Annotated in this window: 18 protein-coding genes; 9 read left to right on the forward strand and 9 right to left on the reverse strand. The window is 37.5% G+C overall.

Annotation, left to right across the window (positions count from 1 at the left end; all coding sequences use genetic code 11):
- Nucleotides 1-83: 83 nt before the first annotated feature.
- Entirely contained in the window at nt 84-1,025 is a 942-nt protein-coding gene (locus tag ACZZZC_RS08485) for an exonuclease (protein WP_463486932.1), read from the forward strand.
- Nucleotides 1,026-1,115: 90 nt separating this feature from the next.
- Nucleotides 1,116-1,259 (forward strand): DUF5522 domain-containing protein, encoded by a 144-nt coding sequence (locus ACZZZC_RS08490; protein WP_162237770.1) that lies wholly within the window; start codon nt 1,116-1,118, stop codon nt 1,257-1,259.
- 35 nt (nt 1,260-1,294) lie between these two features.
- Here the strand turns inward: ACZZZC_RS08490 and ACZZZC_RS08495 are convergent, their stop codons facing one another.
- Genes ACZZZC_RS08495 through ACZZZC_RS08510 form a run of 4 tightly spaced genes read right to left on the reverse strand, consistent with a single transcriptional unit; the run spans nt 1,295 to nt 3,985 of the window.
- On the reverse strand, nt 1,295-1,921 hold the full coding sequence (locus tag ACZZZC_RS08495) for a Uma2 family endonuclease (protein ID WP_463486933.1): 627 nt from the start codon (nt 1,919-1,921) through the stop codon (nt 1,295-1,297).
- Between the two features lie 50 nt (nt 1,922-1,971).
- On the reverse strand, nt 1,972-2,694 hold the full coding sequence (locus tag ACZZZC_RS08500; protein ID WP_056851298.1) for a ZIP family metal transporter: 723 nt from the start codon (nt 2,692-2,694) through the stop codon (nt 1,972-1,974).
- Entirely contained in the window at nt 2,694-3,257 is a 564-nt protein-coding gene (locus tag ACZZZC_RS08505) for a phosphatase PAP2 family protein (RefSeq protein ID WP_463485675.1), read from the reverse strand. The genes ACZZZC_RS08500 and ACZZZC_RS08505 overlap by 1 nt, the downstream gene beginning before the upstream one ends.
- Nucleotides 3,254-3,985 (reverse strand): class I SAM-dependent methyltransferase, encoded by a 732-nt coding sequence (locus ACZZZC_RS08510; RefSeq protein WP_463485676.1) that lies wholly within the window; start codon nt 3,983-3,985, stop codon nt 3,254-3,256. Before ACZZZC_RS08510 ends, ACZZZC_RS08505 begins: the two co-directional genes overlap by 4 nt.
- Nucleotides 3,986-4,403: 418 nt before the next feature.
- On the opposite strand from ACZZZC_RS08510, the gene ACZZZC_RS08515 reads away from it, so the two are divergent.
- The 7 genes from ACZZZC_RS08515 (at nt 4,404) to ACZZZC_RS08545 (ending at nt 11,826) form a co-directional block, all read left to right on the forward strand.
- Entirely contained in the window at nt 4,404-4,562 is a 159-nt protein-coding gene (locus ACZZZC_RS08515) for a hypothetical protein (protein ID WP_463485677.1), read from the forward strand.
- 159 nt (nt 4,563-4,721) lie between these two features.
- Nucleotides 4,722-6,110, forward strand: a complete 1,389-nt coding sequence (gene glmM / locus ACZZZC_RS08520; protein ID WP_463485678.1) for a phosphoglucosamine mutase — start codon at nt 4,722-4,724, stop codon at nt 6,108-6,110.
- Nucleotides 6,111-6,113: 3 nt separating this feature from the next.
- Nucleotides 6,114-7,262, forward strand: coding sequence for a cysteine desulfurase family protein (locus ACZZZC_RS08525; RefSeq protein ID WP_463485679.1), 1,149 nt, complete (start codon nt 6,114-6,116; stop codon nt 7,260-7,262).
- A gap of 864 nt (nt 7,263-8,126) precedes the next feature.
- On the forward strand, nt 8,127-8,330 hold the full coding sequence (locus ACZZZC_RS08530; protein WP_056851293.1) for a hypothetical protein: 204 nt from the start codon (nt 8,127-8,129) through the stop codon (nt 8,328-8,330).
- 77 nt (nt 8,331-8,407) lie between these two features.
- Entirely contained in the window at nt 8,408-9,307 is a 900-nt protein-coding gene (locus tag ACZZZC_RS08535; RefSeq protein WP_463485680.1) for an MBL fold metallo-hydrolase, read from the forward strand.
- A gap of 181 nt (nt 9,308-9,488) precedes the next feature.
- Nucleotides 9,489-10,820 carry a cytochrome ubiquinol oxidase subunit I gene (locus ACZZZC_RS08540; RefSeq protein WP_463486934.1) on the forward strand — a complete coding sequence of 444 codons (1,332 nt, stop codon included), beginning with the start codon at nt 9,489-9,491 and terminating at the stop codon, nt 10,818-10,820.
- 1 nt (nt 10,821) lies between these two features.
- On the forward strand, nt 10,822-11,826 hold the full coding sequence (locus ACZZZC_RS08545; protein WP_463485682.1) for a cytochrome d ubiquinol oxidase subunit II: 1,005 nt from the start codon (nt 10,822-10,824) through the stop codon (nt 11,824-11,826).
- A gap of 294 nt (nt 11,827-12,120) precedes the next feature.
- Here ACZZZC_RS08545 and ACZZZC_RS08550 read toward each other — a convergent pair whose 3' ends face one another.
- From ACZZZC_RS08550 to accD, 5 genes are all read right to left on the reverse strand, one after another.
- Nucleotides 12,121-13,668 (reverse strand): M20/M25/M40 family metallo-hydrolase, encoded by a 1,548-nt coding sequence (locus ACZZZC_RS08550; RefSeq protein ID WP_463485683.1) that lies wholly within the window; start codon nt 13,666-13,668, stop codon nt 12,121-12,123.
- Nucleotides 13,669-13,861: 193 nt separating this feature from the next.
- Nucleotides 13,862-15,022 carry an FAD-dependent oxidoreductase gene (locus ACZZZC_RS08555; RefSeq protein ID WP_463485684.1) on the reverse strand — a complete coding sequence of 387 codons (1,161 nt, stop codon included), beginning with the start codon at nt 15,020-15,022 and terminating at the stop codon, nt 13,862-13,864.
- A 23-nt stretch (nt 15,023-15,045) separates the two neighbouring features.
- Complete coding sequence (locus ACZZZC_RS08560; protein WP_463485685.1) at nt 15,046-15,798, reverse strand: helix-turn-helix domain-containing protein; 753 nt, start codon at nt 15,796-15,798, stop codon at nt 15,046-15,048.
- Nucleotides 15,799-15,816: 18 nt separating this feature from the next.
- Entirely contained in the window at nt 15,817-16,188 is a 372-nt protein-coding gene (locus ACZZZC_RS08565) for a YciI family protein (RefSeq protein ID WP_463485686.1), read from the reverse strand.
- A 978-nt stretch (nt 16,189-17,166) separates the two neighbouring features.
- Nucleotides 17,167-18,012 (reverse strand): acetyl-CoA carboxylase, carboxyltransferase subunit beta, encoded by an 846-nt coding sequence (gene accD / locus ACZZZC_RS08570; protein ID WP_056851287.1) that lies wholly within the window; start codon nt 18,010-18,012, stop codon nt 17,167-17,169.
- Nucleotides 18,013-18,261: the final 249 nt, after the last annotated feature.

Below are 18,261 nucleotides of genomic sequence, written 5' to 3' on the forward strand. Positions count from 1 at the left end.
AAATATTTTATCAAATCATTTTTTACTAATATGTCTAATAGCCTAAAATCCTGCCTTATCCTTAAATCCAACAGAACCTAGACATGATTTTAGACGATTTTATCACCATTACGCCAACAGGTTTATATTGTGTTTATGGCGATTTTTATTTAGACCCACAACAATCTGTAAATGATGCCGTGGTTTCTCATGCACACGGCGACCACGCTATCGGTGGAAGTCAGAATGTTTACTGCACTGCTGCAACAGAAAGCTTTATGAAACACCGTTACCGTAAATTTGCGGCGGTAGATTTTCATCTTAAAAAATACCATGAAACGTTTAAAATTAAGGATGTAGCCATCACGTTTTATTCTGCAGGGCATATTTTAGGTTCGGCGCAGGTTTTAATGGAATATCAAAATGTAAAATACCTTTACACAGGAGATTATAAGATAGAGCCAGATGCTACTTGCGAGCCTTTCGAGTTTGTGAAAGCAGATGTTTTAATTACCGAAAGCACGTTCGCCAACCCCGAAACGAAGCACCCTTCTCCAATTGATGAGATTAAGAAACTGAACGAAACTTCAGCCAATATTATGCTGGGCGCCTATGCTTTAGGTAAAAGTCAGCGTATTATTCAGTTGTTAAGTGAACATTGTCCTACAAAAAATGTGATGGTCCACCACAGCATTATGCCCTTTGTTAAAATTTACGAAGACTTCGGGATGAAAATTGGCAACTATAAAATGTATGATAGAAAGGTGATGAAGAATAATCATGAGCACCAGGTTTATATTGTTCCGCCGATGGTGTTTCACAGTTACCACAAAGCGATAAATGTTGTTCGGGCTTTTGCATCGGGTTGGAAGAATCTGCAACAACAAAATGGAATTTCTCTTTACATCTCCGATCATGCAGATTGGGATGCGATTTTAGAAACTATTGAAAAAGTTCGACCGAAACAAGTTTGGACGTTGCATGGCGATGGCAATCAATTAAAAGAATATTTTGAAGGTAAGCTGGAGGTAAAAATACTAAACTAATGAACAGGATTTTTAGTATCTAAGGATTTTCAAAATACTGATGATTGCAAACATTCACTCATTCAAAATTCAATCATTCACTCATTAATTATGAAAGAGGGCGAAGACTTTTATTTTAACGAAGACGGATTAATGGTTTTTACAGCGGCATACCATTTAAAACGTGGATATTGTTGTAAAAATAAATGCAAGCATTGTCCCTGGGGTTATGGGAAAAAGAAAGAGAAGAAGTAATTCAATTGGCGGTCTTCAATTTTCAGTTCCAACTTTTAGAGACGTACATGCTTATAAATATCACTCAAAGCTACTTCGAATCCCATCGAAACAAAATTTATTGAGTTGTTAATTTCCTTGTATTCTATAAGTTCCCAATTTTGCTTTTCGTTGAGGTAAAATGCTTCAACTAATATTGATTCAGTATCAATTAAAATATATTCCTTTAATGTTGGAATATCCCTGTAAAGTCGAAATTTGTTTCCTCTATCATAATCTTTAGTTGATGGAGAAAGAATTTCAATAATAATAGTTGGTTCTAAAACGGTATCCTTATCATCAGTAGAATGCTTAATTCCATTACAATAGACAGAAATATCAGGATAGGTGAATAGCGTATTTTCTGGTATGTTCATTCGCATGTCGCTACCAAAGGGAATACATTTGGAACCTGCAAGCTTCGTTGAAAGAAATCCGAAGAGGCTAGAGAAAATAAGATTATGATTAAAGCTAGCACCTGACATTGATTTTACTCCATCACTTTGGTCTCGGTGTAAAGGAAATATTTCGCCCTGAAAATACTCATGCTTTTCTTGCGATGCCTTTTCCATCTCCAGATATTCAGTAACAGTAAAATGCCTTTTTTTGTATTCTACATTAGGCTCATTTACAATCTCTTCCATGTTCTAATATACTGAATGTTTTAAGATAAAACCTTGCCCAATTGGAAATACTAATGAGAATGCCCGGCAAAGAAACCAATTAAAGCCACGCCAATTCCAAGTAGAACAGCAATCATTTTTCGGGTATTAATTTTATGGTCTGCGCTCGATTCAAATAAAATTGTAGTGGAAATGTGTAGGAAAATACCAATTACAATTCCCATAATTTTGTTGAAATAAGCATCGATACCTCCAATGGTTCCGTTACTTAAACCAACACTTACATAAAAGCCAAGCGGGGCCATTACCGCGAAAATTATCAAATACATGATGATGCTTCCTTTTTTGAAATGGTTTTGCATTAAAATGCTTGCCAAAGCAAATGCCGCTGGAATGTGGTGCAATGAGATTCCAAAAATAAGTTCGTTATGCTGATCTTTGGCAAGTGGCATCCCCTCTAAAAAAGCATGCAGGCAAAGGCTAATCATAATCCCGAATGGAAAAACATTTCCATCGTGGTGCTTATGGATATGCCCATGTTCTACACCTTCAGAAAACTGCTCCAAAAAAACCTGCAATAAGAAACCTACCAATATAAAAATACCAATTTCGCCTTTGTCGGGCCCGCTATAGGCGTCGGGTATCAGGTGCAGAACCGTAATGGCAAATAGGTAAGAGCCACTGAAAGAAAGGATTAATTTCAGTAGTTTTGATTTATCACTTTTGACCAAAAAAATGGCCGAGCCGCCTAAAAAAGCGCAGAAAAAAAGTACGGCAAATTTCCAAGCTTCCATTAAAATTCGGGTTGTAATTTTTTAAATATTCTCGAACAGATAAAACCAATCAAAATTCCCAATATTGCACCTGTAGTTACATCTATCGGGTAATGAACGCCCACGTAAACTTGCGCAAAGCTAATTATTGCTGCCCAAAATAGCCCAAGAGGCAAAATAGGCTTCCAGCGACCGTAAAATACGCAAATTAAAAACACAGCAATAGCAAAATGGTTGGTAGCATGGGCTGAGGGAAAACTTAATCCACTGCCGCATGGCACCCGGTGAATAATATCATTTGCCAAACTGAAATCATTGCAAGGCCTTACCCGGGCCACAAACGGTTTTATTAAACGAGATGCGATCAAATCGCCTGTGGCGAAGGTAAAAAGTACCATTCCAATAATATAGTATCCTTGTTTTTTATACTGCTTAATGCAGAAAACAATAATAAAAATATACAGCGGCGACCAAAAAAAACGATTGCGCATTAAAGGCATCAGCCAATCGAAAAAGCCATTAGAAAGTCCACGATGGATTTTCAAAAAAAGCTCAACATCAAATTGCTGTATGCTTTCTATCATGCCTTTTTACAAATTAAAATTAAACGATCGGAGTTGCATGCATCGAAATTGTCGAGCGCATAACTGCCGAAAGCTTTTTGAACCATCAGGCCTGCTTTGGTTAACATACGCTCAAAATCTTCAAAACTAAAAGCCTGAACCCGTTCTTCGAAATTGTATGTTTTGCCCTTATCATCGAAATTTATTTTTTTGATAATCTTCCCTTCCACTACATTTTTAGTGATATTAAAGGCAATGCCATCAAGCGATTTAACTTCGCAATGATTTAAATTTCTGACGATTTTTTCAGAATTAAAATAATCTATAACCAGGGTTCCATTGGTTTTTAAACATTTTCTAAACGTTTTAAGCGCATTCACGTGGTCTTTCTCGGTATCAAAATAACCAAAACTGGTAAATAAGTTTAACGCCACATCAAAATAGTTGATATAAAACAATTTCCGCATATCATGCACCAAAAAATGCAGTTTATTGTTTTCGAATTGCCTGGCGTATTTTATGCTTTGTTCTGATAGATCGATTCCTGTAACATCAAAGCCTTTTTTATTGAGATAAATAGAATGCCTACCTTTCCCGCAAGCAATATCAAGCATTTTCGAATCGGCCGCCGGACTAAGGTATTCTGTTAACTTATCGATGAAAAATTCGGCTTCTGCATCGTTTCTTTGTTGATAAAGAATATGATAATATGGCGAATTAAACCAATATTGAAACCACTTACGTTGCATATAAAAAGCCTTTTTGTTTTGGAATTTGCAAACTTAGATAAAATTGAGATAAACAAAGTACATTAATTTCACAGCGAAGCAATTTATAATTGTTAAAATGATTTTTGTTTTGGAAATCAACGTTCAGTTTATCATTGGGCAATATAGCCGTGCCATTCGCTGTAGCCCTCGTAGAAAAACTCGGGGCTGCCGCTGTTGTCAGGTTTAGAAAGAAAGGTTTGTTTTAGATCAATCGTCATTGCGAGGCACGAAGCAATCTTAAAGCTTTGGGTTAAACGAAGACAAAGTTCAAGTAGTAAGATTGCTTCTTGCTTCGCAATGACGGCAGCAATTATTAGTTTTCCCTCACAATCTTGATTGCTCCAAACCCGACAGTAATGGAAATACTTTTTTATTGCAGCAACCTTAATATACTGTCATGCTGAGGCACGAAGCATCTACAACCGATGAAACACCTGCCTGCGGTAGGCAGGGATTCTTCGTGCCTCAGAATGACAGAGGTTTGAAAAAGACTGTAATGAATGGCGGGACTGCAGAAACCGATGCACTATTGCTCTGGCTTTCCAGAAAAAAATAAAAACCAATCACACGTTTGACTAAAACCTTAACCGAATTTCTATTAAATATATCGTATAAATAGATATAAAAACAATGTAAATTAACAAGCCGAGGCAGCCTAAAATAGCTGCTATCTTGTTTTTTTTCTTATTTTTGAACTTTAAATAAAACCCACAAAGTGACTTTAATAAAATCGATTTCAGGAATACGAGGAACCATTGGCGGACAAGCTGGAAACGGCTTAACACCGATAGATATAGTGAAATTTACAGCGGCTTTTGGTAGCTGGGTAGTACAAAAAACAGGAAACAAACGAATCGTATTAGGTCGCGATGCACGTATTTCAGGCGAAATGGTGAACAATTTGGTTATTGGAACCCTCCAAGGATTAGGGATTGAGGTAATCGATTTAGGCCTTTCAACAACACCAACAGTAGAAGTTGCAGTTCCGGATGAACAAGCAGGAGGAGGAATTATTTTAACCGCCAGCCATAACCCGAAACAATGGAATGCCTTGAAGTTGCTAAACGCAGATGGAGAATTTATCAGCGATTTAGATGGAAAAGAAGTGCTCGACTTAGCCGAGAGTGCAAGTTTCGAATTTGCTGAGGTGGATCAATTAGGTAAGGTTATACAAAATGATACTTACCTACAGAAACATATAGATAAGGTTTTAGCATTGCCATTAGTTGATGTGGATGCCATAAAAAAAGCCGATTTTAAGGTTGTTATTGATTGTGTAAACTCGACCGGCGGAATTTTTATTCCTGCTTTGTTGAAAGCCTTGGGCGTAACAAGAGTTACCGAATTATATTGCGATCCTAACGGTCACTTTCCACATAACCCTGAGCCGCTTCCCGAAAATTTAACTGAAATTTCAAAAGAGGTACAAAAGCAAAATGCCGATTTAGGGATCGTGGTTGATCCAGATGTGGACCGTTTATGTTTTGTAAATGAAGATGGAAGCATGTTTGGCGAGGAATATACCTTAGTCGCCGTTGCCGATTATGTGTTAAAAAATACGCCAGGAAATACCGTTTCTAATCTTTCTTCAACACGGGCTTTACGAGATGTTACTGAAAAAGCTGGTTCGGAATATAACGCATCAGCGGTTGGCGAAGTGAATGTAGTTAACAAAATGAAAGAAACCAATGCAATTATTGGCGGCGAAGGTAATGGCGGCATTATCTATCCAGAATCGCATTACGGCAGAGATGCTTTGGTTGGTATTGCATTATTTTTAACCCATTTAGCCAGATTTGGAAAATCAATTTCATTGTTAAGAAGCAGCTACCCACAATACCATATTTCAAAAAATAAAATTACCCTTACACCAGAAATGGATATCGATAATTTGTTAAAACAGGTTGAGGAAAAGTACAAAAACCAACCTTACAGCACTATCGATGGGTTAAAAATCGAATTCGATAAAACCTGGGTTCATTTGCGCAGATCTAATACCGAGCCAATTATCCGTATTTATAGCGAAGCAGAAAACGAAGCCACTGCAGAAAATTTAGCGAACAAAATTATTTCGGACATCAAAGAAATACTTAAATTAAACTAGTACATGAAAAGAGTTTATTTAGATAATGCAGCTACAACGCCATTGGATAAAGACGTAATTGCTGAAATGACCAATGTAATGGAAAACCATTTTGGCAATCCATCTGCTATTCATGCACTAGGGAGAGAGGTTAGAACGCTGGTAGAGAAAGCTCGTAAAACGGTTTCTGGCCTTTTAGGTGCCTCACCATCCGAAATATTCTTCACCTCTGGAGGTACCGAAGCAGATAATACTGCTATCCGGTGTGGCATTTCTGCTTATGGAATTAAGCATGCCATCACTTCTAAAATTGAGCATCACGCGGTAGAACATACCTTAAATACGATGCTCAAAAATGGCGAAATTGATAAATTAAGTTTCGTCAATATTGATGAAAAAGGTAATGTAGATTATGCCCATCTGGAAGAGTTATTGCAAAACAACGATCGCACTTTTGTCTCGCTAATGCATGCAAATAACGAATTGGGTACTTTAACCGATATGATTAAAGTTGGCGATATCTGCGAAAAATATAACGCCATATATCATGCCGATACGGTGCAAACCATGGGGCATTACGTACACAATGTGCGTGAATTAAGAGCGCATTTCATTGTTTGTGCGGCACATAAGCTACATGGTCCGAAAGGGGTGGGTTTCTTGTATGTAAATAGCAACATCAAAATTCCACCGATGATTTATGGGGGTGCACAAGAGCGTAACATGCGTGGTGGTACCGAAAATGTTTACGGCATTGTTGGGCTGGCCAAAGCGTTGGAAATTGCCTATGCAGAAATGGCCGAACATCAAAGCCACATTCAGGGGTTAAAAGATTATCTAAAAGAACAATTGATTGCCGAGATTCCGGGAATTGGCTTCAACGGAGAAACAGATGCAGACAAAAGTCTTTACACCGTATTAAATGTGTCGTTTCCAGAAATGGACATGGCCGATATGTTGTTGTTTAATTTGGATATCAATGGCATTTGTGCCTCTGGCGGTAGCGCTTGTTCTTCAGGCTCGAACATTGGTTCTCACGTTTTAAATGGCATCAAAGCCGACCCAAATCGTCCATCAGTTCGCTTTTCTTTTAGTAAATATACTACTAAAGAGGAACTGGATTACGTAATTGATAAAGTTAAAATGGTGATAAAGCAAAATGCTTTAGCCTAAAAATATCAGTAACCAAATAGGAAAAAGTCTCGGAGCAATTCGAGACTTTTTTTTGCGATTTTTTTGGAAAGCAAGTGCAGCTCATTGATTAAGGTTAGTCCTGCTTTCTATTCCAACCAAAGCAGAAAAAGCTTTTGGTTTCCACGGCAATCAGGTTTATTTAATATAGGTTTGAGTGCTTGGGAAAGGTATTAAATTTTTAAATCCGTCTGCTGAAGCAGGGACGGCAATGATATTAATAGCTTCAGTTCGAAGTTAGTTGCATTTCATTACTGTTGACGTCAGTCACCGGCAATTTTTAAATCCCTTGCAAATCTCAAAAGAAAAACTTATATTTAATTAAGATAAAGGCTATCCAAAAGCCAAGACACATGAGTTCCTCAACGAAACCTTATCAAATATCTCTTTAGGATAAGGTTAAGCAATTATAAAACAGCTTTGCAAAATTTTCTTGAATAGAGAAAAAAACGAATTTTTCGAAAATTTAATTCACCCTCAAAAGCAGCCAATGCTTTTATAAATTTATCGTTATTGAAAATCAAAAAACTAATGCTCAGGTAGCAAGCACCGAGAATCTGAACTCATCAGACAGCAGAAAGCATATTTACAAATTCATTTTATCACCGTTTTCGTTTGAGTCATCGCATCATTTTAACAGAATTCATAAACGGAAATTCAATTCTTTTGGTTGTATTCACGAGTTGAGAAAGCTCTCAGGCTCAATGCTATAAGTTCAAATTTAAGGCAAATGAGACTTTTCCATGGAAACGAGTGGGTATATTGCGTCAAAATGATTCCTTAAAGAACTAAAAAAAACAATATTCCATTTTCGCTTGTTGCATTAGTACATCAATTTGAAATACTATGGAAACTAATAAAGAAAAGGGAAAAGTTATTCAGAATGACTTACTAGATAAAGAAGTTGAAGATGTAAGAGAGCATGATTCTCTTGATAATAATAAATCTTCTAAACAGGCTACGAATTTATTCGAAAAGGATAAAAACCGAAAGAACAATGCATTTGGACCAGGTCACGAGCCAGGCACTACACCAGGTTCTGGCATTTAGCGCATTGGTATTTAGCGTATAAATTTTTAAATTTAAGCCACAGCATTTTGTTGTGGCTTTTTATGTTGATTGAAAAAATGGAAAGAAGAAATTTTATTACAAATTCTGCATTGGCAATGGCCTTGCTCTCAATTTATAAAACAGATGTTTTTGCTCAGCAAGAAATGTTGCGGGCGTATAACTTCAAGCCATTGAGAAACAACGTCGGTATTTTCACTGAGCAGGGTGGAACTATCGGCTGGTTAAATTCATCAAATGGCTTTGTTGTTGTTGATGCACAGTTTCCAACATCGGCACCGCATGTTATTGAAGAATTGAAAAAACTTGGCGAAAAACCTTTTAAATATTTAATCAACACGCACCATCATGGCGACCATACCGCGGGTAACATCGCTTTCAAAGGTTTGGCGGAAAAAGTAGTGGCGCATCAAAATTCGCTTGTTAATCAGAAAAGAGGGGCAGAGAAGGCAAATAGTTTAGATAAACAATTGTTGCCAGATACTACATTCGGTACCGGTTGGAAAGCACCTGTTGGCGATGAAAAGATTAGTGCTTACTACTATGGTTCTGCCCATACAAATGGCGACGCTGTTTACCATTTTGAAAATGCAAACATCGTTCATGTCGGCGACCTGGTTTCCAATAGAAAATATCCTTATATCGATAGAGAAAATGGTGCTCATATCGGCAATTGGGTTACCGCTTTAGAAAAAATACATAACCAGTTTGACAATGATACCTTATTTATCTTTGGCCATAGCCGTGAGCCAGAAAAAGTTACTGGAAACAAAGCTGATATCAAGGCATTTCAAAATTATCTTCAAAATCTACTGAGTTTTGTCGGTGCTGAAATAAAGGCAGGTAAATCAAAAGAAGATATATTAAAAGCAACTGCAATACCAAATGCTCCGGAATGGCAAGGCGAAGGTATTCAAAGGAGTTTAACAGCTGCTTATGATGAACTAAAAGGCGTTTAAATTTCTGCCGTAGATTTTGAGATGTTTTAAAATTCACTTGCAAATCTGCGGCTTTATTTTGCCAAATCTTTTTTCAATTTATAAACATTCTATATTTGAAAAATAAGGAGATAGCCATTTGTTAACTACATAAAGCTACCTCTTATCTGTTATATTTGTCTATACAAATCCAATATCAGATATGGATGATTTTTTAGCGGCACGTTCGCAAATGGCTCTTTCCCTGGGCTTTCATATTATTTTTTCTTGTATCGGAATGGTGATGCCATTTTTTATGGCGGTTTCTCACTATAAGTGGCTACGAACCAATCAGGAAGTCTATAAAAACCTCACAAAAGCCTGGAGTAAGGGGGTTGCCATTTTTTTTGCCACGGGTGCCGTGTCTGGCACTATGTTATCATTTGAGCTGGGCTTGTTATGGCCAAGGTTTATGGAACATGCAGGGCCTATTTTCGGGATGCCCTTCTCTCTGGAAGGTACGGCATTTTTTATCGAAGCCATTGCGTTAGGCTTTTTTCTTTATGGCTGGAACAAGCTAAACAAATGGTTTCATTGGTTTACGGGCGTAGTTGTTGGTGTTAGCGGCTTGGCTTCAGGGATATTGGTCGTAGCTGCAAATGCCTGGATGAACAGCCCGGCAGGATTCGATTTTGTAAACGGCAGATACTTCAATATCGACCCAATACAAGCTATGTTTAACAAGGCATGGTTTTCGCAAGCGCTGCATATGTGTTTGGCGGCTTTTACGGCTACTGGCTTTGCGGTAGCCGGTGTGCACGCACTTATGATTTTGCGGAATAAAAACAGAGATTTTCACTTTAAAGCATTTAAAATTGCGGCTGTTTTTGCTTGTATTGGAGCCATACTGCAACCTTTGAGTGGAGATATTTCTGCAAAAGATGTAGCTGAAAGACAGCCTGCAAAACTTGCCGCAATGGAAGCGCTTTATAAAACAGAGAAACCAGCGCCGCTATTAATCGGGGGAATTGTTAACGAAAAAGATAAAACTGTAAAGGGAGCAATAAAGATACCTGGTGCACTCAGTTTCCTTGCTCATGGCGATTTTCATGCCGAGGTTAAGGGCTTAGATCAAATTCCTGAAAATGAACATCCACCGGTCGCGATTACGCATTATGCCTTTCAAGTTATGGTGGGTATCGGTACGCTCTTGGCTCTTATTTCATTGATTTTCTTTATCAATATCATCAGAAAGCGATCAGTAATAGATAAGCGCTGGCTGCTTAAACTCTTTGTAGCATCCATTCCTTTGGGCTACATCGCCTTAGAAGCTGGCTGGGTGGTAACTGAAGTAGGAAGACAACCATGGATTATTTATGGGATAATGCGAACGAAAGATGCCGTTACACCTATGCCCGGTATTGCTTATTCATTTTACATTTTCTCAGCAATTTATATCTCGTTAAGCATTGTAGTTACTTTTCTCCTTTACAGGCAGATTAAAATGGTGCCCGTTGTTTACGATAAATCCGATAGCCACGATTTGAAATCATAATATGGAATATGTTGTAGTTACTTTCTTATGTCTGGCTATTTTGCTTTACTTCTTATTGGGAGGTGCTGATTTTGGCGCCGGGATTATCGAGCTCTTTACTTCTACGAAGAATAGAAGCCGAACCAGGAAAACAATGTATCAGGCCATTGGTCCCGTTTGGGAGGCAAATCACATGTGGCTGATCATCGCAATTGTAATTCTCTTTGTCGGTTTTCCATACATTTATACCACCATGTCTGTGCATCTCCATATTCCATTGTTAATCATGCTCATTGGAATTATTGCCCGTGGTACGGCCTTTGTATTCCGTCATTACGATGCGATTAAGGATGACATGCAATGGCTTTACAATCGAATTTTCAGGTACTCCAGTTTCATCACGCCTTTATTTTTAGGAATTATAGCAGGCAGTTTAATTTCTGGCCACATTGATCTTGATGCTAAAGATTTTTTAACAGCCTACGTTTGGAGTTGGTTAAATTGGTTCTCTATATCCGTCGGCTTATTTACTGTGGCCTTATGCGGATTCCTTGCAGCCATTTACCTGATTGGCGAAACTGGTGATGAACAAGATAAGCGAAGGTTTATTAAAAAAGCAGAGTACATGAATATTGCTGCCGTTGTATTTGGGGCAATGGTTTTCATTGCAGCCCATTTTGATGGTATTCCACTAATCGATTGGGTTTTCAAAAATGCGGTTGGTCTTGCTTCTATCATTTTGGCAAGTCTGTCACTCATTTTATTATGGTATCTTCTAGTAAAAGGAGAAACAAAAACGTTGAGAATTTTAGCTGGCTTTCAGGTAACAATGATTTTGTTGGCCATTAGTTATGCACACTTTCCGAATTTTATACTCTTGAAAAATGGTGACGCCATTTCGTTGTTTGAGGCGATTGGCCCGCCAAAAACAATTTATAGTTTGGGCGTAGCCTTATTGTTAGGTAGCATTTTAATTTTGCCGTTTCTGGGTTATTTGTTTTATAAATTTAAGAAAAAAGAAGAGTAGTGGTTGTCTCTCCATTACTACGTATAAACCTTTTTCTAATGATTTAATTTGGAAAGCACTCTTAGTAGTTCTTCGGTTCCGAAAGTCCCGCTATCGTTTCAATCTTTTTTAACTTCTGTCAGTTTGCAACTATTCGTTAATGCTACGGGAGAAAGACGAAGCAATAGTTGGAGTACGGGCTACAAAAAAGTATTTACACTTTATCGGGTTTATGCTTAACGGCAATGCATTAACACATCCATATCAAACAAAAAAGAGCATCCATTTCTGAATGCTCTCTTGATCTATTATTTGCTACAAACCGCCTTTTCTGGTAGCTTTTCTTGCTTCGGGCCAGGTAACTTGTTTGCCTGTACGCTCGTTTACTGGTAAATCTGTTGCTTTCTCTGTCGAAGTTTTTTCAGGATCTTCACAAGCCATATAAACCATAATCGCAGCTAAAATTACATTGCTTCGAATTTCGTCGAAAACCAATTTATCGTAGCTATCGCGATTGGTATGCCAGGTGTAAGTTCCATAATCCCAGCTTGTAGAGCTTAGCGAATAACCTAATGCTCCTGCAGCTACAAAAGATGCGAAATCAGAACCACCTGCTCCAGGCATCCCAGGGAAACTGGTTTTAATCTGATTTTTAATAGTATCCGGTACAGCCGCTAACCAACGGGTAATGTAATCTTTTGATTTTGCAAAACCTTGGCCACCTATGTTAACCACACGTCCTGTGCCGTTATCCTGATTAAATAGAGCCTGCAAATTACCAACAACTTCCGGATGATCTTCTACAAAAGCTCTCGAGCCATTTAATCCTTGTTCTTCACTTCCCCAATGGCCAACCAAAATGGTGCGTTTCGGATTTGGATAAAATTTCTTTAAAATGCGCATCGCTTCCATCATCATAATTGTTCCAGAACCGTTATCAGTTGCACCGCTGGCACCATCCCATGAATCGAAGTGGGCCGATAGCATCACATATTCCTTCGGCTTTTGCTTTCCTTTAATTTCTGCAATGGTGTTGAATGTTGGTACTACACCATGTTCCTTCGATTCAGACTCAATTTTTAACATGGGCTTATTCCCGCTTTGTGCTAAACGGTAAACTAAACCATAATCCTCAACAGATAAATCTAAAGTCGGGATTTTTGTAGTATTGGCACCAAAAATTTTATCTACACCAAAACCTTGCGACCAATTATTGATGATAATTCCTGCAGCCCCTGCATTTTCGATGGCAAGTGCCAGTGCTTTTGCATTTAGCCCTGTTTTAGCTATACCTGCTGCAAATGCCTTTAAAGCGTCTGCTTTTTCCTTTTTATATTTCTCGAATAAATCTTTTGTTGCAAATTCTTCCCAGTTTTTCTCAGGTCTGCCAGAAATTTGATTCATAGAAATGAGAACCAATTTGCCTTTTACGTTTGGTAACCATTTTTGAAAGGAAACAGAATCAGTAATTGCAGGCAGAATAATGGCTTCGGCATTGATCGCCTTTCCATTGGTAGATGGACTCCAGGCCAATTGCGTGCCTTCTAGAGTTCTTAACCGAGGGCTTACCAAATCGATATGCGTAACACCTCTTTCCCATCCACGCCATTCTCCCCATTTTTCATTTTTGGCAGAGATTCCCCAATCGCTGTATTTCTTTACCGCCCAATCATTTGCTTGTTTCATTTGCGGTGAACCCACTAAACGCGGCCCAACTACATCTAAAAGCTCATGCGCTAATTTTTCTAATTGTGAGTTCTCATTTACTTCTTTTACGATGTTGTCGATTAACTTTTTGTCTTGTGCAAAAGCAAAAGAGGAAGTGAAGAGGAGTAATGTTGGCAAAAGTAGTTTTTTATTCATCTGTATATATTTATTTTTTAGGTTGTCAGATGGAGTTACCATAATTTGTTGTTATGGTAGGTTCATTTGTAAGCTTATTCTATTGAATAATTGACTCCTAAATTAGGTAATAAGTCGGTTTTGAAGCTTTTTTAATAGAAATGTTGCAAAGGTTAATGTCACTTGTGTAAGTCTGCTATCTTATGTTTGGGTATTAATGTGCTGCAAAGAAACTTAACATATCATTTAGGGCGTTTTCAGCATGCATCAAATTACCATTCTCAAGTGATTCCGTCGACACAATAGCAGCTCGTTTAAGCATGTTACTTTCATAGGTAGAAATAGCTTCAAGTAAAGTTTGATGCTGGTTAGACGTTAAATTTTCACTTAATTCGAGCGCATCAAGCATGGCCATATTAACGCCTTCTCCAGCGAATGGAGGCATTACATGTGCTGCATCTCCAACTAGCGTTAAATTAGATAGCGACTTCCATTTTTGATCTAAAGGGATGCAATAAATTGGCCGGGGAATGAATGGTACTGTTGTAATTTCAAACAATTCGTTCCAAATATTACTCCATCCGGGATAGTTTGCTTTAAACCAATCTAACATCTGGGCTTTATCGCTATAATCAAGTCCATTATTCTTAGCCCAGTTTTCATCAGTTTTAAAACTAGCATAAAAGCCAATTTCTCCATTGCCTTTTTGACCCATTAATATGTTTTGCTCATTTCCAAAAGCCATGATTTTTCCACCTCTTAATAGCTTAAAAATATTTGGAGCTGCTTTTTCCGCATTGTAAATATTTCCTTCGAGCATAGTGATACCAGAATAAAATGGTTTGATATCTGTAACGTAAGGACGGATTTTTGAATTGGCTCCGTCAGCAGCAATTACAATGTCAGCATATATAGATTCCTTGTCTTTAAAATGTAGCATCCAACCATCGTTCTTTTGTTCCATAGCAATAAAGTGGCTATTCCAAATGATATGAGAAGGATCTATAGACGCTAACAAAATTTTTCTTAGCGCACCGCGATCTATCTCTGGACGGAAATGTTCGTTTTCGAAATTTTCTTCGATTTTATAATCATGATCGCTAAAAAGTATTTCAGCATGCTCATTCATAATGAGTTTTTTGTCGGCTCCTGGAAGAAAATTATTTTTAAACTCTTCTAATAGATTTGCTTTGCGAAGCGCCGCCAAACCAGAGTCGTCGTGCAGATCAAGCGGAGAACCTTGTACTCGTGCATTTTTATCGAAATCTCTTTCGTAAACTTTAACATCTGCACCTTTAAGTGCTAAGAGTTTGGCTAGTGTCAGTCCACCGGGACCGCCGCCGATAATGGCAATTGATTTATTTTGTAGTAACATAACTTAAAATTTATGTTACAAAATTATTTTTTGTCGTAAACTAAAAATTGTAAAAAACGGTCGTTTTCATTTTTAAATAACTCTTTCGGAGAAACGCCGGAAAGCTTTTTTATTTCTTTGATAAAGTGCGATTGATCGGTAAAGTTCAGCTGCGGAGAAAGTTGGCCGTCTTTAATATGTGGAAGTGAGGCTTGAAAACGCAGGATGTTACAGTAGGCTTTTAATGAAATTCCTAGTTGCTGGTTAAAATAGCGATTGATTTGTCGTTCGCTCCAAGCTACTTTTTCAGAAAGCTCTTTGATGCTCATTTCGCCATTATTGGCAAAAATTAGTTGAAATAGCTTTCGCTTGCGTTCATCTACTTCTTTAGATATGATTGATTTTATTTTATGCGATGCTTTTTCACAAAATTTGCCAAAATCATCGAGATCATTTAAGCCAAAATCCCAAAAGTTGGTTGCTAATATTTTGCCGCTGTTTAATATGTCGGCAATGGGCTGATGTAAGATGTATTCTATAGCAAGAGGCGTGAAACTGATGGAAAAAAATGATGAAACATTGAGTTTCGGTATCAATTTTGGCTTGGTTTCTAAGCCCATTAAGGTGATTTGAAAATGATTGTCTGCAGTTTTAGAGAACAATAAATCAATCCTCCCATTTGGAATAATGATGCCATTGTTTGCGTCAGATAGATTTTCAAGTGAAGAAAAGCGATCCACAAAATCGGCAATTGACCCTTCTGGTTTAATGTATTTGTAGCTTGGATTAATACTCATGAGGTACAAGTTGTGGGATTAAGGACGTCCTTTCTGCACTTTATCATGAAATGGGAGATATTCTGCCAATGCTGCAGAACCGTACCAGTTGAAAATATCGAAGTCTAACAATTTTGAATTGATGGCGGGGTCGGTTGCTAACCAGGTTTTTGCCTCTTCAATAGATTTTGTATTAAGGATAAAAATACCGCGGTATTGCTTATCATTTTTAGCCATAGGACCTGCCACAATTAGCTTATTTTCCTTAATAAGAATTCCCATGTTGCTCATGTGCCCCGTACACAAGCTGTCGGTTTCTTTTTTTGTAGCGGTGGTGTTTGATCCAGTTTTGAGCATTACCAGAACATATGTTTTCATGCCATAATTATCTGCACCTAGTTTTTTAGCCAATGCTTCATCATATTTTGGTTTTCTTGCGCTTGGCTTAGTAAAGCGAAGCTGATGAATAGGAGGGATAATGTTATTATTTTCATGGTTGGTTGGCTTAGCTAATTCTAACTATCATAAGCTATATTGTGTCCGATAAAAGCACTTCCCTATCGCATAGCACTAAAGTAACTAAAAATAATAAGTATTTGAGAACCAAGAAGACCTGGCGTAATTTAAATTTAACAGCAGTAGTTCATTTGTTACGTTTAACTGCGCCCTTCTGAAATTAATAGTTTTTTATATTCGTCTTGAATTAACCCTGCATTCAAGAACTTGATTTCATTTAACTTGGATATGTCATGTATAAATTCTATAACGAGGTTAATACTGTCGAAAGTATGAGTCTCAAAACCCATATCTGGGTCGAAGGATGAAAAGGAATATAAATCAACAAATTCTAAACCCCCTTCGTCAAATAGTTCATAATGATTAATCTCAAATTCGCCCGATTCCGTTCTCTTTAGGTCAATGTAACTGATTACCTCTTTGTCTTCCGAAATTCTTCCTAGAAAAAACCTCCATAGTCTTTCCTAAATTTAAATATGACTGAACTGTTGTTAGGTCGAGATAGTTATTCATTGTTTTTCGTGGCGGGATGTCGGGTAGACGTTAATTTTTTAACATATCTGCTGATTCATAAATATACGGAATAAACTCAACCATATGCAATGAAATAGAGAAGCTTCATGTAGGGGGAGACAAAATGAAATGCTACCTCTCTTCGTTATCTAAACCTGATTGCCGCGGTAGCTCCCGATCTTTTCAATCGGGACTACAAGCAAAAAGCAGGACTGAAATAACCGAAGTTATTCAAGCCCTGCTTTTCATATCTTTTTTAAAATCAATTAGTCAGTTTGCACCAGTGAACAAATGACAAATGAACCAATGACTAATGAACCAATGTCCAGTGAACTATTAACCAATGGCTATTGAACCAAACTAATTATTCATCATCTTAATAAAAGCGCCTATTTTAGCTTTCATAGCTCTTCTATCCACAATAAAATCAAGGAAACCATGTTCTAAAACAAATTCTGAAGTTTGGAATCCTTTCGGCAAGTCTTTTTTAATGGTTTCTTTAATCACCCTTGGGCCAGCGAAACCGATTAATGCGCCCGGTTCTGCAATGTTAATGTCGCCAAGCATGGCATAAGATGCTGTAACGCCACCGGTCGTAGGGTCGGTAAGTAAAGAGATGTATGGAATTTTAGCCTGACTTAACAGCGCCAATTTCGCAGATGTTTTAGCCATTTGCATTAATGAAAATGCAGCTTCCATCATACGAGCACCGCCTGATTTAGAAATCATCAGAAACGGAATTTTGTGTTTGATGCTATAATCGATTGAACGAGCGATTTTTTCGCCAACAACCGAACCCATTGAACCACCAATAAAAGCAAAATCCATACAGGCAATCACTAAATCCTGTCCTTCAATTTTTCCTACACCAGCACGGATAGCGTCTTTTAAGCCGGTTTTAGCCTGACTTTCGATAATTCTATCGGTATAAGGTTTGTTATCGTTAAAATTTAAAGGATCGCCAGAGGTTAAATTCGGGAAAAGCTCTTTAAACTCGTTATTATCGAATAAAACTTCAAAATATTCTTTAGAACCTACTCTCAAGTGATAGTTGCAGTAATGGCAAACGTATTTGTTTTCCTGTAACTCTGCCTGATGTAGCGGTTTTTTGCAATTCGGACACTTATTCCACACGCCATCTGGTGCCTCTTTCTTCTCTTCGGTTGTGGTAATGATACCTTTATTTTCTCTCTTAAACCAAGCCATATAATTTTTTAAAGAATTGGATTGCAAAGAAACGAAAAATATATGCAAGTTTGATGTTAACCAATAATCAAATTTAAATTATCAAATTAATAAAGTAACGCTGATAAACTATTTTTATCGACAGACTCTTTTAAGCGTTACTGATGCGCTATTTCAACTTAATTCAAAGTAAGAGCCTGTGGATAAAAAAAACTATTAGTGTTAAGAGTGTGAATTTTACACTAAGGATAATGTTATTTTTACACTAAA

This window comes from Pedobacter sp. AC212 (assembly GCF_979258625.1).

Bases quoted from the DNA above. Each gene is read 5' to 3' on its own strand.
- ACZZZC_RS08485 (WP_463486932.1), top strand. From the start codon at position 84: ATGATTTTAGACGATTTTATCACCATTACGCCAACAGGTTTATATTGT.
- ACZZZC_RS08490 (WP_162237770.1), top strand. From the start codon at position 1,116: ATGAAAGAGGGCGAAGACTTTTATTTTAACGAAGACGGATTAATGGTT.
- ACZZZC_RS08495 (WP_463486933.1), bottom strand. From the start codon at position 1,921: ATGGAAGAGATTGTAAATGAGCCTAATGTAGAATACAAAAAAAGGCAT.
- ACZZZC_RS08500 (WP_056851298.1), bottom strand. From the start codon at position 2,694: ATGGAAGCTTGGAAATTTGCCGTACTTTTTTTCTGCGCTTTTTTAGGC.
- ACZZZC_RS08505 (WP_463485675.1), bottom strand. From the start codon at position 3,257: ATGATAGAAAGCATACAGCAATTTGATGTTGAGCTTTTTTTGAAAATC.
- ACZZZC_RS08510 (WP_463485676.1), bottom strand. From the start codon at position 3,985: ATGCAACGTAAGTGGTTTCAATATTGGTTTAATTCGCCATATTATCAT.
- ACZZZC_RS08515 (WP_463485677.1), top strand. From the start codon at position 4,404: ATGCTGAGGCACGAAGCATCTACAACCGATGAAACACCTGCCTGCGGT.
- ACZZZC_RS08525 (WP_463485679.1), top strand. From the start codon at position 6,114: ATGAAAAGAGTTTATTTAGATAATGCAGCTACAACGCCATTGGATAAA.
- ACZZZC_RS08530 (WP_056851293.1), top strand. From the start codon at position 8,127: ATGGAAACTAATAAAGAAAAGGGAAAAGTTATTCAGAATGACTTACTA.
- ACZZZC_RS08535 (WP_463485680.1), top strand. From the start codon at position 8,408: ATGGAAAGAAGAAATTTTATTACAAATTCTGCATTGGCAATGGCCTTG.
- ACZZZC_RS08540 (WP_463486934.1), top strand. From the start codon at position 9,489: ATGGATGATTTTTTAGCGGCACGTTCGCAAATGGCTCTTTCCCTGGGC.
- ACZZZC_RS08545 (WP_463485682.1), top strand. From the start codon at position 10,822: ATGGAATATGTTGTAGTTACTTTCTTATGTCTGGCTATTTTGCTTTAC.
- ACZZZC_RS08550 (WP_463485683.1), bottom strand. From the start codon at position 13,668: ATGAATAAAAAACTACTTTTGCCAACATTACTCCTCTTCACTTCCTCT.
- ACZZZC_RS08555 (WP_463485684.1), bottom strand. From the start codon at position 15,022: ATGTTACTACAAAATAAATCAATTGCCATTATCGGCGGCGGTCCCGGT.
- ACZZZC_RS08560 (WP_463485685.1), bottom strand. From the start codon at position 15,798: ATGAGTATTAATCCAAGCTACAAATACATTAAACCAGAAGGGTCAATT.
- accD (WP_056851287.1), bottom strand. From the start codon at position 18,012: ATGGCTTGGTTTAAGAGAGAAAATAAAGGTATCATTACCACAACCGAA.